Origin of the sequence: Yersinia sp. SCPM-O-B-9106 (C-191) (genome assembly GCF_026183365.1) — a bacterium.
Lineage (GTDB): Bacteria > Pseudomonadota > Gammaproteobacteria > Enterobacterales > Enterobacteriaceae > Yersinia > Yersinia rochesterensis.
Window position 1 is genome coordinate 3,315,683 of the sequence record NZ_CP110791.1, and the last position, 16,716, is coordinate 3,332,398.

Below are 16,716 nucleotides of genomic sequence, written 5' to 3' on the forward strand. Positions count from 1 at the left end.
TGTTTACACTAAACCCAGCACACGCTTAACCGGGCCAAAACTGCGCCGATGATGTTCAGTTGCACCCAAAGCTGCCAATTTTTCCAAATGGACAGCGGTTGGATAACCTTTATGTTGCGCGAAACCATATCCGGGAAATTGAAGGTCCAGCTCAGTCATTTCGCGATCACGGGTTACTTTGGCCAGAATTGAAGCGGCGCTTATCTCAGCGACCCGACTGTCACCTTTCACTACAGCCAATGACGGCATAGCCAGCTTCGGACACCGATTACCGTCAATCAAGACATAATCGGGGGCTATGTGCAGCCCTGCTACCGCCCTTTGCATTGCCAGCATAGTCGCGTGCAATATATTGAGATGATCAATTTCTTCTGGCTCAGCACGACCAAGGCTCCATGATAAGGCCTTGTCTGTAATTTCGTCATAAAGTGATAAACGGCGCTTTTCACTCAGTTTTTTCGAGTCGGCTAAGCCCACAATTGGCCGTTTCGGATCGAGAATAACTGCAGCAGTAACAACGGCACCCACTAACGGGCCACGGCCCACTTCATCCACACCCGCAATCAGGTTTGCTTGTGGGTAAATAAAGATATCAGTCATCGTCCTGCTAACTCCAATACAGCCTGTGCCGCCTGCTCATCCGCACCACAGCGGATGCTCTGATGTAAGATCAGGAAACGCTCTTTTAAGGCCTCAACCGCCTCTCCACCTTGCAATAAAGGCAGCAGCGCATCAGCTAGTTTCTGCGGTTGACACTCTTGTTGCAGCAACTCTGTCACTAGCTCTTCACCAGCCAACAAATTGGGCAATGAGACATAAGGAGTTTTAACCAACCGCTCGGCTAACCAGAATGTGAAAGGTTTCATACGATAACCAACGACCATTGGGCACTTGGCCAACATGCATTCTAATGCAGCAGTCCCGGAAGCCAATAACGTCGCATCAGCAGCAATCATCGCCAGACGGGCATTGCCATCAAGTAAATGTACTGACAAATCCGGTGTAACTTCGGCCTTAATTCGCTCGAATTGCTCACGACGTTTGCTATTTACCAGCGGAACCAGCACTTCCAGATTGGGCAATTGTTGCTTCAGAATAGCTGCTGTGCGCAGAAAATCACCACTGAGCATTTCTACTTCAGAATGGCGACTACCCGGCAATAAAGCCAGACAAGGTGTATTGGGTGCAATGCCAAGCTCAGCTTTTGCCGCGTGTTTATCGGGAGCCAATGGCATAGTGTCCGCCATGGTATGGCCGATAAAACGGCAGGGAACATTAAAACGATCGTAAAACGCTTTTTCAAAAGGAAGGAAGGCGAGCACCATATCGGTCGCTTTGCCAATTTTGAAAACACGTTTTTGCCGCCAGGCCCACACCGATGGGCTGACATAATGAACGGTTCGTATGCCACGCTGCTTCAAGCGCCCCTCGAGGGTAATATTGAAATCAGGAGCATCGATACCGACAAAAACATCCGGCGATAGCTCGCTAAAGCGTTGAGTCAGCTCCTTTCGGATTTTCAGTAGACGTGGCAGGCGCTCTAACACTTCAACAACGCCCATCACTGCCAATTCTTCCATCTCAAACCAGGCTTCGCATCCTTCAGCTTGCATCAGAGGCCCAGCCACACCAACAAAGCGGGCATCAGGAACCTGAGCTTTCAGTGCACGAATCAATCCTGCACCTAAGATGTCGCCGGAGGTTTCACCGGCGACTAAACCTATAGTTAAAGGACGCCCGCCACTTGACGGTCGATCAACAGATAATGGGCTATTTTGCATAAGTCAGCGAATAATGCCGCGAGTCGAACGCGCAAAGAAATCAATGAATGCTTGAACTGATGGATGTTGTTCCGCCAATTCAGCAATTTCAGGTTTCACTTCATCCAATGTCCGGCCACTGCGATACAATAATTTGTATGCATTGCGGATAGCATGGAGTGATTCTTTGTCGAAACCACGGCGTTTTAACCCTTCGATATTGATACCGAATGGTGTCGCATGGTTACCTTGAGCAATGACAAAAGGAGGCACATCCTGAGCTACACCAGAACAACCGCCCACCATCACATGCGCACCAATCACGCAGAATTGATGAATGGCAGTCATTCCGCCAATAATGGCAAAATCGTCGATTTCTACATGACCACCCAATGTTGCATTATTCGCAAGAATACAACGATTGCCAATGATACAGTCATGGGCAATATGGGCATTAATCATCAGTAAATTATCGTTGCCTACTTTCGTTAATCCACCACCTTGCACGGTGCCTCGGTGGATAGAAACACTTTCACGGATACGATTACGGTCACCGATTTCTACGCGAGTAGGCTCGCCAGCATATTTCAGATCCTGATTTGCTTCACCAATCGAAGCAAACTGATAAATCTGATTATCACTGCCGATTTTTGTTATTCCATTAACGACGACATGGGATTTCAGTTCCGTGCCAGCGCCGATTTCCACCTGGGATCCGACAAAGCAAAAAGGGCCAATACGAACGCCGGCGCCAATAACTGCACCTTCTTCGACGATAGAACTTGGATGGATAACGGCGGTTTTGTCAATCACGTATCAGGACTCCTTAACGTCAGACTTTGCAACTTCAGACTTTGCAACTACAGCTGTTGCTGGTTTGCTGCGAGCACACATCATTGTTGCCGTACAAACGATTTCACCATCAACTTTCGCAACACCAGTAAAACGAGTCAGACCACGGCGCTCTTTAACAAACTCAACTTCCATGATCATTTGATCGCCAGGCACTACTGGACGTTTAAAGCGAGCATCATCAATACCAGCAAAATAATAAAGCTCACCTGGTTCAAGTTTACCGCGGCTCTTAAACGCCAAAATCCCGGTAGCCTGAGCCATAGCTTCTAATATCAGCACACCAGGGAAGATGGGCTTACCTGGGAAATGGCCTTGGAAAAATGGCTCGTTGAAAGAGACGTTCTTCACTGCACGCAGAAATTTCCCTTCCTCAAAATCAAGGACGCGATCTACCAGCAAAAACGGAAAACGGTGCGGGAGTAGATCCAGAATCTCTTCAATGTGCAGAGTATGAGTGTCAGTAGTCAAAATACTCTTCCTGTCTAAAAACTGATGCTATCAACAACACGGCCTGCACTGCCCCAAAAGGGAGGCATTAGGCAGGCCGCAAATTAGGAACTCTTTACACTTACTTTTGGCATCAATTGCCAATAAGTTTGATTATTTGCTCAGAGTTTCGGGCTTAAGTGATTATTCTTTATCGATTTTGCGCTCAATCGCTTTTAAGCGTTTATTAATTCCATCAATATTCATCACTAAAGCAGCTGTTTTGCGCCACACTTTATTGGGTTGCAGCGGAATACCGGAGGAGTATAACCCAGGTTCAGTGATTGGACGCATCACCATTCCCATTCCGGTGATTGTGACTTTGTCACAAATCTCCATATGACCATTGATCACACTTGCGCCGCCTATCATACAATAGCGTCCAACTTTCAGACTACCTGCCATGATAACACCACCCGCAACCGCAGTATTGTCGCCAATCACAACGTTATGTGCAATCTGACATTGGTTATCAATGATGACGCCATTACCAATAATCGTATTATCCAGCGCACCACGGTCAATTGTTGTACAAGCGCCAATCTCAACACGGTCGCCAATATGTACAGAACCAAGCTGCGGTATTTTTATCCAGTTGCCACGATCATTTGCATAGCCAAAACCATCTGCACCAATGACCGTACCGGATTGAATCAGACAGTTTTGCCCAATTACAACTTCATGATAAACGGAGACATTGGCCCACAAACGGCTACCTGCACCAATGTGAGTATTCTTACCAATAAAACAGCCAGCACCGATAACTACGTTATCGCCCAGCACAACACCAGACTCTATCACTGCATTTGCACCGATAGATAAGTTCTCGCCCAACGTTGCCTGCGGAGAAATCACCGCACTTGGGGCAATATCTTGCGCAGGTTGAGGTGTGGTATCCATTATCTGTGCCATGCGTGCATAGGTTAAATATGGATTTTTAACCACCAGGGCAGCAGATTTACAGAAAGGTAAGTCAGCCTCAGTCAACACCACCGCACCTGCATTGCAAGTTGCGAGTTGTTCTTGATAACGGCTGTTTGACAAGAATGTGATTTGCGAAGGCTCGGCAGAATGCATAGAAGCGATGCCGGTGATGACCAGAGAGCCATCACCGTGCACCTGTGCATCCAACTGCTGGGCTAAATCAGCCAGTCGAATTGAAGGCATGTTTTATTTAACCTGTTTCAGCACGTCAGCAGTGATATCTTTAGAAGGATCTGCATATGCAACAGCATTTGCATCAATCACTACGTCATAACCGCCTTTGCTAGCAACAGATTTAACAGCATCCTGAATACGGCTCAGAATTTTGTTACGCTCTTCCATCTGACGACGGCGATTATCTTGCTCAAAAGCCTGGGCTTTAGTAGAGAAAGTTTCACGCTGTTTCATTACGTCGTTTTCCAGCTTAGTACGATCACTAGCTTTCATGGTAGAACCGTCGCGCTGCAGTTTCTGCATTTTAGTCTGCAGATCGCGCTCCATTCCTTGCAGTTCGGTTGCACGGCCTTTGAATTCATTCTCCAGCTGTTTAGCTACGGTTTCACGCGCAGGTAATTGTTGGAAAATGCTGGAAACGTTAACAATAGCAATCTTGTCTGCGGCTTGAACGCTGGCAGAAGCTGCCAATGCTAAACCAAGACCTGCGGCACACAACCACTTTTTCACTATAAACTCCTTACCATTACCCGTTTGTGTCAGAGACACCTTGAAGTGCACTTAATACTGAATAATACCTAAGATAGCGCCAACCTGAGCCAACGCTACTTTAGGTTATTTCAACTACCAGTGCTGTCTTTAAAATTCAGTGCTACTTAGCTAATCAATTACTTCGCCAAGCAATTACCAAGTTTTACCGATGTTAAACTGGAATTGCTCTGACTTATCGCCTTCGTAATCTTTAACTGGTTTAGCATATGAGAACACTAAAGGCCCCAATGGTGACATCCATTGTAGTGCCACACCGGCCGAGACACGAATATTACTGGCTTTACTGTAATCAGGAATACCTGCTGCTCGTGTTTGAGCGGTATTTTCCCAATTGGTATCCCATACGGTACCTGAGTCAATGAAGACTGAAGTGCGTACAGAGTTCGAGTATTTCTCACTAATGAACGGTGTCGGTGTAATCAGTTCTAAACTGGCCACCGCCATGGCGTTCCCCCCTACCGCATCGGTAGAGTTATTAACTGTAGTTCCATTATTGGCATAATACGCCGCTTTTGGACCAATGTTATTAGAGCGGAAACCACGAACAGAGCTGGCACCACCGGCATAGAAGTTCTCATAGAATGGCATTTCTTTCGAACCGATGCCGCCACCGTAACCCAAGCGACCACGGCCCAACAGCACCCATGAGCGATCGTCATCTAATGGCTGGTATGCTGATGTATCGAAAGTCACTTTGTAGAACTCATTATCTGAGCCAGGTACAGTCACTTTCGTATTCACCGAGGATTTCACACCCGAAGTTGGGAAGAAGCCACGGTCAAGATTGTTGTATGTCCAACCCAGATTCAGCGTAAAGTCATCAGTAGTAAAGCCCGCACGACCAGTATAGTCAGGACGTTGGCCTACTGACTCTAGATAACGCCACATCGCAACTTGCGGTTCCATATCAGACAGGTCGTTGTGGACGTAACCTAAGCCAACACGCAATGAGTTATTCTCATTAATTGGGAAGCCTAAAGTACCGTCAACACCGTAACTGCTGTTGGTATAACCGGACAGGTCTGCGTTATCTGCTTTAAAGTCATTATAGAAGATACGCCCACCCAGACTGACACCATCAACGGTGAAGTATGGGTCAGTTAAGGTAAACTCAGCATAGGTCTGGTAGTCGTTTTTCGTGCCGTTAATACCGACAGTGTTACCCGTACCCAACCAGTTATCTTGCTGCACGCCAACCTGGAAGCTCACACCACTTTCAGTACCGTACCCGATACCAAAGTTCAGGCTGCCCGTGTTTCGTTCCTTAACTTTGTAAGTCACATCGACCTGATCAGCCGTTCCTGGGACGCGTTGAGTTTCAACATCAACAGTCTCGAAATAGCCTAAACGGTTCAGACGTTCTTTACCGGCTTCGACCTGATCATTACCCAGCCATGCACCTTCCATTTGACGCATTTCACGGCGCAACACTGAGTCTTTACTGGTGTCATTGCCTTCGAAACGGACATTACGGACATAGAAACGGTTACCCGCATCAACATTGATATGCAATTTAACTGTTTTATCAGCATCGTTAATTTCAGGCTGAGACACGACACGCGGATAAGCATAGCCATAGCGGCCCAACATCTTCTTGATGTCTTCTTCCATGCGCGTCACTTTACTGCCGTTAAACAGTTCACCCGGTTCAATCTTGGTCAGCTTATCCGCTTCAGATTGATGGCCCGCAAGATTACCGCTCACCACCACGCTGTTAAGCTTGTATTGGTCGCCTTCAGTAATATTGATTGTGATATAGATGCCTTTTTTATCTGGCGTCAAACTCACTTGGGTTGAATCAATGTTAAACCGAGCATAACCACGATCCAGATAGAAACTGCGTAAGATTTCAAGGTCACCAGCCAGTTTCTGCTTCTGATATTTACGATCACCGACCACGTTCCACCATGGCACTTCATCGCGCAATTGGAAGCGCGAGATAAGTTCATCAGTTGTGAAACTGTGGTTACCTACGATGTTGATCTGCTGAATTTTTGCAGAGACACCCTCGGTAAAGACCAATTTTAGATCAACACGATTACGTGGCAATGGAGTAACAACAGCCTTCACTGAAGCACTGTATTTACCCACACTGTAGTAGAAGTCTTCGAGTCCTTTTTCAATGTTGGATATAGTGGTACGGTCCAGGGCTTCGCCAACCCGGACGCCAGAGGCCTCCAGATTCTGCTTAAGCATGTCATCTTTCACCGCTTTATTACCGGAGAAAGTGATGCTGGCAATCGTTGGGCGTTCTTTGACTTGAACAATCAGCGTATCACCATCGCGCAGGACGCGAACGTCCTCGAAGTTGCCTGTAGCAAACAACGCACGGATAGTTTGACCGATGTCATCATCACTGACGGTATCGCCTACGCGAACCGGCATATTAAGTAACGCCGCACCGACGGCGACCCGTTGCAGGCCTTCGAAATGAATATCTTTCACTACGAACCCGTCTGCACCGTATACGGTGGCGCTGCCAAACAGCAGCGACGCTATGAGCAACTTTTTCATCGCCATCGTTGTTATGCGTTCTTCCTAACCTATCCCCTGCCGTTAAAGACGGGAGAAATCATTGAAAAGTGCAAGCCCCATTAATAACACCAGCAAAATCGAGCCGATGCGATAACTGAAGTCCTGTACTCGCTCAGAAACCGGCCCACCCTTCAGCTTTTCTATCGCCAGGAAGAGCAGATGTCCACCATCTAACACCGGTAACGGGAACAAATTGATAATGCCCAAGTTGACACTGATAAGTGCCAAAAACATCAGGTAATACACCAACCCGTACTCAGCTGAAACCCCAGCACCTTGTGCAATAGATATCGGGCCACTCAAGTTATTCAGCTTAACATCACCAGTAATCAGTTTACCCAACATGCTTACCGTCAAATGCATCAACTGCCAGGTTTTATCCCCAGCTTGGTAGAGTGCGGTGAACGGGCCATATTGGCGAATCGTTTTATATTCATCCGGAAGCGGTATAACTTTCGGCACTACACCCGCAAAACCTTCACTGCGGTTTTCTCCAACCGATTTTGTATCTGGTATCAAGGTTAAAGACAAGGGGGTACCACCCCTTTCAATATCTAACACCAGCGCTTTACCGGGGTTATCTCGAACTTGTAAAACAAATGATTGCCAACGATCCAGCAACTGGCCGTTAACTTTAACTATCCTATCCCCTGCTTGTAAACCCGCCTTTTGTGCCGCTGACCCTGGTTGGACTTCTGCCAAGACGGATTCAATCTGCGGGCCACGCGGAATAATGCCCAACGCAACCACGGGATCTTGTTTATCTGGCTCAAATTGCCACTGACGCAAATCCAAGGTCTTTTGCACCACGTTAGCAGTGCCAAATGGAGCAACACCGACTTGTGCTTGCTTATCGCCAATTTTACTGATTAAAGCCAAACGAACAGAATCCCAATCAGGCGTTTCGATGCCATCTACAGACTTAAGTTCCATTCCTGGAGAAATATTGGCTTGCGCAGCAATGGATTGTGGCGAAATATCACCCACAACCGGACGCACACTTGGCACGCCAATGATAAACACCAGCCAGTAAGCAATGATAGCAAAAAGGAAGTTAGCAATAGGGCCCGCGCTGACGATTGCCGCACGTTGTAAAATGGTTTTATTGTTAAAAGATTGATGGCGGAGCTCCGGAGCAACAGCCTCTACGCGCTCATCCAACATTTTAACGTAACCACCCAATGGGATGAGGGCGATAACATACTCGGTTCCCTGACGATCAGTTCTACGCCATAACGCTTTACCAAAACCAATCGAAAAGCGTTCGACACGGACACCACAGCGCCGTGCCACCCAAAAGTGGCCAAACTCATGCACTGTAATTAAGATCCCCAGTGCGATAATAAACGCGGCCAGGCTCCAGAGTATGCTCATCATATTCCCTAAACTCCCCGTCAGTGACGGATTAAAACACTAACAGCATTAAGCAGGCAAATACCGGCACAGCTGCGGTCAGGCTATCGATACGATCCAGTATCCCACCATGACCAGGAATCAAATGACCACTGTCTTTGATTCCCGCTTCACGTTTAAACATACTTTCGGTCAAATCGCCGAGTACCGAGGCCAATGCAGCGACCACGGAACAGATTAACAGTTTTTCGGGGATGATATCCAATGGAGCATATCGACCAAACAACCATGATATCAGAGCTGATGTCAGTAAACCGCCAATTAATCCTTCCCACGTTTTACCCGGTGAGACTTTAGGCGCTAATTTATGTTTACCGAACAATTTACCGAACATGTAGGCGCCAGAATCAGCGCCCCACACCAGCAGCATCACATAAAGCAGCCACCAAGCACCAATATTATGGTCCAGCTCGTAGCCATACTGGCGTAGTGCGACCATTCCCCAGAAGAATGGGACAATGGTCAGGATGCCGAAAACTATACGCAACAGACGTGAATCGCGCCAAAATACCGCAGAGCGTGGGTAAGTAAGCACCAACAGCAATGCAGCGATCCACCAGCCCATAGAAAGCCAGAGAGGCACGCTCACTTGTGGAAGATGAGCTGAATGTTGGTAGGCCGGGAGGCTAAGCAACATTGAGACCAGTAAAAAACCACACAGTATGGCTAGCCAAATACGCTGAGAACGACTGGCAAACCCGGCTAATTGCCCCCATTCCCAAGCGGCAAGCATGCTGACAACAAGAGTGACAATAGCAAAACCAACCGGCGGAAGCAGGAACAGTGCACTAATGACAACCGGAATCAAGATTAAAGCAGTTATGAGACGATACTTCAGCAAAAGTTCCCCCTAGGATGCAGTTGCATCGATAGGTGTAGTTCCCCCGAAGCGACGCTCGCGTTGTGCAAATGCATTCAGCGCACCTTCAAAGACATGTTCATCAAAATCAGGCCAGAGTACATCAGTAAAGTAAAGTTCAGCATAGGCGATTTGCCACAACAAGAAATTACTGATGCGATGTTCACCACCGGTTCTGATCACTAAATCTACCTCAGATTGCTCATGCAGGCAGATATGCGAATTTAGCGATTCTTCACAAATATCTGTGGGTTGCAATTCCCCTCGCTGTACCTGCTCAGCTAAGTGACGCACTCCCTGAATAATATCCCAACGGCCACCATAGTTGGCAGCAATGTTAAGTCTCAGACCGTCATTATTTGCCGTTAACTCTTCTGAGCGACGGATCCGTTTCTGCAAACGTTCACTAAAGCGACTGATATCACCAATGACCGATAACCGAACCTTATGTTTATGCAGACTTTTTACTTCGCTGTCCAGCGCATGAACAAAAAGTTCCATTAATGCGGTGACTTCTTGAGCAGGGCGGTTCCAGTTTTCACTGCTAAAAGCATAAAGCGTGAGCGCATCCAACTGATGAGTAGCAGCAAAACTGACCGCTCTGCGAACTGATTTCACTCCCGCTTTATGACCGAAAACCCTTAATTTACCCTGTTTTTTTGCCCAACGCCCATTGCCATCCATAATGATAGCAACATGGCGAGGGGTTAGGGGGGACAAGTTAGCCCTATCTTCATTTACAGACGACATAATGCGAACTCATTTCCTCAATAAATCAATTGTTCATCCCGAACATTAGGCAGCAAGCGCACAAAAAAAGCCGTGTACCAAGTCACGGCTTCTTCAGTGACAGCCAAAATAGACGGTTTAAATACCTATTGGGCCACTAATCAACAGTCTATCTACCCATTGACGGTGCAGACTATATCATCTCAGCCTTATCCTAACAAATTCCCACATTAGCCAAGGAGGCTTTTAATTATTCAATTTCGCTATTACTTGAACAGCCATATCGCGGGCTTTACGGTCAATCACCAACACCTCATCCACACTGGCTGGCTCTGGTAATGATAACTGCTCCACAACAGTACGATTAATCACTGCAATATCAGTGAAACGAATTTGCGAATCCAAGAACGCCATGACAGAAACTTCGTTGGCTGCATTCAGGGCGGTAGTGGCGGCTTGCCCTGTATTTGATGCATCGATAGCCAATTTCAAGCACGGATAACGCTGATAATCTGGCTCTGCAAAAGTCAGCTCGCGTATCTTGCAGAAATCCAGTGGTGCCACACCTGAACTCACCCGCATTGGATAAGCCATCGCATGTGCAATCGGTGTTCGCATATCTGGCGTCCCCATCTGTGCCAATACGCTACCATCATGGTAGCGCACCATTGAATGAATGACAGATTGAGGATGTAAAATAACTTCCACCTGTTCTGCGCTAGCATTAAATAACCACCGCGCTTCGATATACTCCAGCCCTTTGTTCATCATTGTCGCTGAGTCGACCGAAATCTTGCGTCCCATAGACCAGTTTGGATGGGCACAAGCTTGGTCCGGGGTGACATCTACAAACTGTGCTAATGGCGTTTCACGCAGTGGGCCACCAGAGCCCGTTAAGATGATGCGGGAAACACCATTCTCACTCAGTGAAGAATAGCCTAATTGAGACTGAATTTTTTCAGGTAAACTCTGAAAAATAGCATTATGTTCGCTGTCGATGGGTAGCAGTTGTGCACGACTGTGCTTCACTTCATCCATAAAGAGCTTGCCACAAGTAATTAGTGACTCTTTGTTGGCCAGTAATACTTGCTTGCCTGCGCGGATAGCCGCCAGTGTTGACGGTAAACCTGCGACGCCGACAATCGCCGCCATCACCTGATCAACATCGCCTATAGCCGCCAGCTCACACGCGGCTTTTTCGCCGGAGTAAACTTCTGTTCTTGAACCGTTTTCTGCCAACAACCGGCGCAATGCTTTAGCCGAAGTTTCATCGGACATAGCGGCATAACGGGGAGCGAATTCGAGACATTGTTGGGCCATCTGATCAACATTGCGACCAGCAACCAATGCGGTGATTTTGAATAATTCGGGATTAGCGCGCACAACACCCAGAGTGCTGTTGCCGATGGAACCTGTAGAACCAAGAATAGTCAGTTGCTTCATGAGAGTGCTCTGAATAACTGTGTTTATACCCGTCATACTTCAAGCTGTATGTAGGTTGGCTGCTTTGTTCACCCCAGCCACTTACCGGTGTAAGTTCTTGGGGATTAGCTCAATAGCCGCCTTCCTGCAACTCAAATTATTTAGGGTATTATGATAGGCGCGGCATCAATCTAACAAAATATTGAACCCGCTAAAACAAAGCGCCAACTAAGCGGCGCTTTGTCATTGCGAGTGAGGATTAGAAATCCATCAACTCGGTTTCTTTAGCAGCCAACGCAGCATCAACTTTCTTGATAAAGGCATCGGTCAGTTTTTGAATGTCTTCCTGAGAGCGGCGATCTTCATCTTCGCTGATCTCTTTATCTTTCAACAAAGCTTTTACTTTATCATTAGCATCACGGCGCACGTTACGAATAGAAACGCGGCCCTGCTCGGCTTCTGCACGAACAACTTTGATTAAGTCTTTACGGCGTTCTTCTGTCAATGCTGGCAGTGGAACACGGATAACGGTGCCCGCAGAAGAAGGGTTTAGGCCTAAATCAGAGGTCATGATCGCTTTTTCAACTGCGGCACTGAGGCTGCGGTCAAAAACAGTCAAAGCCAAAGTCCGGGAGTCTTCAACGACGATGTTAGCCAACTGGCGCAATGGCGTTGCAGTGCCATAATACTCAACCTGGATGCCATCAAGAATACTTGGAGAAGCGCGGCCGGTGCGGATCTTACTGATGTGATTCTGGAATGCTTCTAAGCATTTTTCCATACGCACTTCGGTATCTTTTCTAATTTCGTTAATCACGTTGTGAACCCTTGAAAACTGGTTACTTGGCAGGCCATACCTTGAGTATAGCCAGTGAATATACAAACCAACAGTTGCTGGCGTAGGAGCAGCCCCTCGATAACACGGGCAGTCGCTTATTTAACTGTCGGTATCACTTCTTTAGTGATCAATGTCCCTTCGTTCTCACCCATCACCACACGGCGCAGAGCGCCAGGCTTATTCATGTTGAAGACACGAATTGGCAGGTTGTGGTCACGGGCCAAAGTGAAGGCCGCCAGATCCATAACTTTCAGCTCTCGCTCTAAAACGTCCTGATAGGTTAACTGTTCGTACAGTGTTGCATCAGGATTTTTCACCGGATCTGCGGAGTACACCCCATCGACTTTTGTTGCTTTTAACACAACATCAGCTTCAATCTCGATGCCACGCAGACAAGCTGCGGAGTCTGTAGTGAAAAATGGGTTGCCGGTACCCGCAGCAAAAATGACTACGCGGTTGTGGCGCAGCAGGCTGATTGCTTCGGCCCAGCTGTAATTATCACACACACCATTAAGTGGAATAGCAGACATCAGGCGGGCGTTCACATAGGCACGGTGCAGTGCATCTCGCATTGCCAGGCCGTTCATTACGGTAGCCAGCATTCCCATGTGGTCGCCCACTACGCGGTTCATCCCAGCTTGTGCCAAACCGGCACCGCGGAACAAGTTACCGCCGCCAATCACCACACCGACTTGAATGCCCAATTCGACCAGCTCTTTAACTTCTTGAGCCATGCGATCCAAAACGCTTGCGTCGATACCAAAACCTTCTGCGCCTTGCAGGGCTTCGCCACTAAGCTTAAGCAGGATACGCTGATATACGGGTTTTGCATTGGTTGCCATGGTGTTCTGTCCTAAGCAGCAGTAATAATATTGGGGACTTGACCGTCAGGATTTCAAGGCAATATTGGGCGTTGAAAACTGACTAGCCTAAGCTTATACCCTCAATAATTCGAGTGACAGGAAGACGACAACTGAGTGAATCCTCAGGAGCCGACATAAGTCAGTGACTGAGGTGAACAAAAGCAGTCAACGCACCTGTAGCTTGAAGTATGACGGGTATCGAGTGGATAAAATGGAACCGCCTGGTGGCGGCCCCATTTTTAGCATTAAGACTGTTTGCTCATTGCTGCAACTTCAGCAGCAAAGTCAGTCTCAACTTTCTCAATGCCTTCGCCCACTTCGAAGCGGATGAAGTTTACAACGTCAGCTTTGTGCTCTTTCAACAGATCGCCAACAGTTTTGCTTGGGTCCATAACGAAGTTCTGACCAGTCAGAGAAACTTCGCCGGTGAACTTACGCATACGGCCTTCAACCATCTTCTCAGCAATTTCACGCGGTTTGCCGGATTCGATAGCGATGTCCAACTGGATTTGGTGCTCGCGAGCAACAACTTCAGCAGGAACATCTTCTGGCTTAACGTATTCAGGCTTGCTTGCAGCGATGTGCATAGCAATGTGCTTAACCAGCTCTTCATCAGCGCCAGTTGCCGCAACCAGAACACCGATACGTGCACCGTGCAGATAAGTACCCAGAACATCGCCTTCCAGAACAGCAACACGACGAATGTTGATGTTCTCACCGATTTTAGCCACCAGGTTAGCGCGTTGTTCTTCGTACTTAGCTTTCAGAACGTCGATATCAGCGATTTTGTCAGCCAAAGCTGCGTTGATAACTTCTTCGCCGAATGCTTTGAAGCCAGCATCTTTAGCAACGAAGTCAGTTTCGCAGTTCAGTTCCAGAATCACACCGAATTTGCCGTCGGCTGAAATTTTAGCCAGGATAATACCTTCAGCAGCGATACGGCCTGCTTTCTTGGCAGCTTTAGCCTGACCAGATTTACGCATATTGTCGATGGCAAGCTCGATGTCGCCGTTAGCTTCAACCAACGCCTTTTTACATTCCATCATGCCTGCAGCAGTACGCTCACGCAGTTCTTTTACCAAAGCAGCGGTAATAGCAACCATTTCAATTTCCTCGGTTCTCTTGTGAAAACAAGATCTCACATTAGATACGCAAAGGGGGCCTATAAAAGGCCCCCTAACCAACATATTTCAATACCTGGTTAATAAGGGCTCACGACGAGCCTGACTTATTATTCAGCTTCTACGAAGCTTTCTTCCGCTTGAACGGCCAGATCTTGAGAACGACCTTCAGTGACGGCAGTAGCAACAGCGCTCAGGTACAGTTTAACTGCACGGATTGCGTCATCGTTACCTGGGATGATGAAGTCAACGCCATCTGGATCGGAGTTAGTATCAACGATAGAGAATACCGGGATACCCAGGTTGTTAGCTTCTTTGATAGCGATGTGTTCGTGATCAGCATCAACAACGAACAGTGCGTCTGGTAAGCCGCCCATGTCTTTGATACCGCCCAGGCTGTTTTCCAGCTTGTTCAGTTCACGAGTACGCATCAGCGCTTCTTTTTTGGTCAGCTTGTCAAAGGTGCCGTCTTGAGACTGGATTTCCAAATCTTTCAAACGTTTGATGGACTGACGAACAGTTTTCCAGTTAGTCAGCATCCCGCCCAACCAGCGATGGTTCACGAAGAACTGGTCGCAGTTGTTGGCAGCTTCTTTTACCGCTTCGCTTGCTGCGCGTTTAGTACCAACGAACAAGATCTTACCTTTACGGGAAGAGATCTTTTTCAATTCAGCCAGAGCTTCATTGAACAATGGTACGGTCTTTTCCAGGTTGATGATGTGAACTTTGTTACGTGCGCCGAAGATGAAAGGCTTCATTTTCGGGTTCCAGTAACGGGTCTGGTGACCGAAGTGAACACCGGCCTGGAGCATGTCGCGCATGGAAACAGTTGCCATGATTAAAACCTCTATAGTATCAGTTGGGGTTATGCCTCCACGTGTCCCATAACGCCGACCCCATAAGAAATTGATAATAATCAAAAACTTTAGGGCACCCCGGCGTATGTGTCGACACGTGTGTGTTATTTACACATATGAGTGCGATTGGTATTGCTCGACTAAACAGTACTTTCTTATTAGAACATGCACAGGCTCCCTAGAGAGACCCAAGAATAATTTCTTAACAAAGAAAATAGTACGATTCGCCGGCGCGCTTTATACCATAAACAGCCACAACACACCAACTTTTGTTGTATTTAATGCCGTCACTACAAAGGAAAGTTTGGCAGCAAATTACAGGGCTGGTACCATTAGCAACAGCTTTTTTAGGGTATATGATACTTACCTGCTTATTCATATCACGGCGGCTGGTTGATACTTACAGCCCCTACGGACACTTTTGCATGGCAATCTCAATCAAAACACCTGAAGATATTCAAAAAATGCGCGTTGCTGGCCGCTTGGCTGCTGAAGTGCTGGAAATCATTGAGCCTCACGTAAAACCAGGCGTCACCACCGGCGAGCTTGATCGTATTTGTCACGACCATATTACCAACCACCAGCAAGCGATTTCAGCTTGTCTTGGTTATCACGGTTTTCCGAAGTCAGTGTGTATTTCGGTCAATGAAGTTATCTGCCACGGCATTCCAAGTGACGACAAAGTCCTGAAAGATGGCGATATCGTGAACATCGACGTGACCGTGATTAAAGACGGCTTCCATGGCGACACGTCAAAAATGTTTATTGTCGGCAAACCAACCATCCTTGGTGAGCGTTTGTGCCGAGTGACCCAAGAAAGCCTGTATCTGGCTATCAAAATGGTCAAACCGGGTATCCGTCTGCGCACCTTGGGTAAAGAAATTCAGAAGTTTGTAGAAGCAGAAAACTTCTCTGTCGTCCGTGAATATTGTGGCCACGGCATTGGTGAAGGTTTCCATGAAGAGCCACAAGTTCTGCACTACGACGCTGATGACGGTGGCGTTGTCCTGCAAGCGGGTATGGCTTTCACTATTGAACCTATGGTGAATGCGGGTGATTACCGCATCCGCACCATGAAAGACGGTTGGACAGTAAAAACTAAAGATCGCAGCTTGTCGGCGCAGTATGAGCATACTATTGTGGTAACTGATAACGGCTGCGAAATAATGACGTTGCGCAAGGATGACACCATCCCCAACATCATAACGCACGAGTAATATGACAAGCCGGCATCCGCCGGCTTTTTTATGGGTTGCGTCTTTTTATCA

Annotated in this window: 16 protein-coding genes; 1 reads left to right on the plus strand and 15 read right to left on the minus strand. The window is 47.4% G+C overall.

The genetic code is table 11. The features are described 5' to 3' along the window. Positions 1 to 3: 3 nt before the first annotated feature. From rnhB to rpsB, 15 genes are all read right to left on the minus strand, one after another. Positions 4 to 600: a ribonuclease HII gene (gene rnhB / locus OP863_RS15115; protein ID WP_038631268.1), complete on the minus strand. Its 597-nt coding sequence runs from the start codon at positions 598 to 600 to the stop codon at positions 4 to 6. Beyond that, positions 597 to 1,781 carry a lipid-A-disaccharide synthase gene (gene lpxB / locus OP863_RS15120; RefSeq protein WP_038631266.1) on the minus strand — a complete coding sequence of 395 codons (1,185 nt, stop codon included), beginning with the start codon at positions 1,779 to 1,781 and terminating at the stop codon, positions 597 to 599. The genes rnhB and lpxB overlap by 4 nt, the downstream gene beginning before the upstream one ends. 3 nt (positions 1,782 to 1,784) lie before the next feature. Then, entirely contained in the window at positions 1,785 to 2,573 is a 789-nt protein-coding gene (gene lpxA, locus OP863_RS15125; RefSeq protein ID WP_265525480.1) for an acyl-ACP--UDP-N-acetylglucosamine O-acyltransferase, read from the minus strand. A gap of 3 nt (positions 2,574 to 2,576) precedes the next feature. Next, on the minus strand, positions 2,577 to 3,083 hold the full coding sequence (gene fabZ / locus OP863_RS15130) for a 3-hydroxyacyl-ACP dehydratase FabZ (RefSeq protein WP_038631264.1): 507 nt from the start codon (positions 3,081 to 3,083) through the stop codon (positions 2,577 to 2,579). A gap of 162 nt (positions 3,084 to 3,245) precedes the next feature. Continuing rightward, entirely contained in the window at positions 3,246 to 4,268 is a 1,023-nt protein-coding gene (gene lpxD / locus OP863_RS15135) for a UDP-3-O-(3-hydroxymyristoyl)glucosamine N-acyltransferase (protein ID WP_038631262.1), read from the minus strand. A 3-nt stretch (positions 4,269 to 4,271) separates the two neighbouring features. After that, positions 4,272 to 4,769 carry a molecular chaperone Skp gene (gene skp, locus OP863_RS15140; protein ID WP_011816966.1) on the minus strand — a complete coding sequence of 166 codons (498 nt, stop codon included), beginning with the start codon at positions 4,767 to 4,769 and terminating at the stop codon, positions 4,272 to 4,274. A 174-nt stretch (positions 4,770 to 4,943) separates the two neighbouring features. Next, a complete protein-coding gene (gene bamA, locus OP863_RS15145; protein ID WP_145585911.1) occupies positions 4,944 to 7,331 on the minus strand; it encodes an outer membrane protein assembly factor BamA in 2,388 nt (795 codons plus the stop codon). A 36-nt stretch (positions 7,332 to 7,367) separates the two neighbouring features. Continuing rightward, positions 7,368 to 8,723 (minus strand): sigma E protease regulator RseP, encoded by a 1,356-nt coding sequence (gene rseP / locus OP863_RS15150; RefSeq protein ID WP_145589203.1) that lies wholly within the window; start codon positions 8,721 to 8,723, stop codon positions 7,368 to 7,370. Positions 8,724 to 8,751: 28 nt separating this feature from the next. Continuing rightward, positions 8,752 to 9,600 (minus strand): phosphatidate cytidylyltransferase, encoded by an 849-nt coding sequence (gene cdsA, locus OP863_RS15155; protein WP_038631254.1) that lies wholly within the window; start codon positions 9,598 to 9,600, stop codon positions 8,752 to 8,754. A 9-nt stretch (positions 9,601 to 9,609) separates the two neighbouring features. Beyond that, positions 9,610 to 10,368 carry a (2E,6E)-farnesyl-diphosphate-specific ditrans,polycis-undecaprenyl-diphosphate synthase gene (gene ispU, locus OP863_RS15160; RefSeq protein ID WP_038631252.1) on the minus strand — a complete coding sequence of 253 codons (759 nt, stop codon included), beginning with the start codon at positions 10,366 to 10,368 and terminating at the stop codon, positions 9,610 to 9,612. A gap of 225 nt (positions 10,369 to 10,593) precedes the next feature. After that, positions 10,594 to 11,790, minus strand: coding sequence for a 1-deoxy-D-xylulose-5-phosphate reductoisomerase (ispC, locus tag OP863_RS15165; protein WP_145589204.1), 1,197 nt, complete (start codon positions 11,788 to 11,790; stop codon positions 10,594 to 10,596). A 238-nt stretch (positions 11,791 to 12,028) separates the two neighbouring features. Then, complete coding sequence (gene frr, locus OP863_RS15170; RefSeq protein WP_004391701.1) at positions 12,029 to 12,586, minus strand: ribosome recycling factor; 558 nt, start codon at positions 12,584 to 12,586, stop codon at positions 12,029 to 12,031. Between the two features lie 116 nt (positions 12,587 to 12,702). After that, positions 12,703 to 13,449, minus strand: coding sequence for a UMP kinase (gene pyrH / locus OP863_RS15175; protein ID WP_038631247.1), 747 nt, complete (start codon positions 13,447 to 13,449; stop codon positions 12,703 to 12,705). 266 nt (positions 13,450 to 13,715) lie between these two features. Further along, complete coding sequence (gene tsf, locus OP863_RS15180; protein WP_038631245.1) at positions 13,716 to 14,573, minus strand: translation elongation factor Ts; 858 nt, start codon at positions 14,571 to 14,573, stop codon at positions 13,716 to 13,718. Positions 14,574 to 14,701: 128 nt separating this feature from the next. Then, the gene (gene rpsB, locus OP863_RS15185; RefSeq protein WP_004391704.1) at positions 14,702 to 15,427 is read right to left on the minus strand and encodes a 30S ribosomal protein S2; all 726 of its coding nucleotides are present in this window, start codon (positions 15,425 to 15,427) and stop codon (positions 14,702 to 14,704) included. 446 nt (positions 15,428 to 15,873) lie between these two features. Here rpsB and map point away from each other — a divergent pair, with 446 nt between their 5' ends. After that, on the plus strand, positions 15,874 to 16,665 hold the full coding sequence (gene map, locus OP863_RS15190) for a type I methionyl aminopeptidase (protein WP_145589205.1): 792 nt from the start codon (positions 15,874 to 15,876) through the stop codon (positions 16,663 to 16,665). The last annotated feature ends 51 nt before the right edge of the window (positions 16,666 to 16,716 follow it).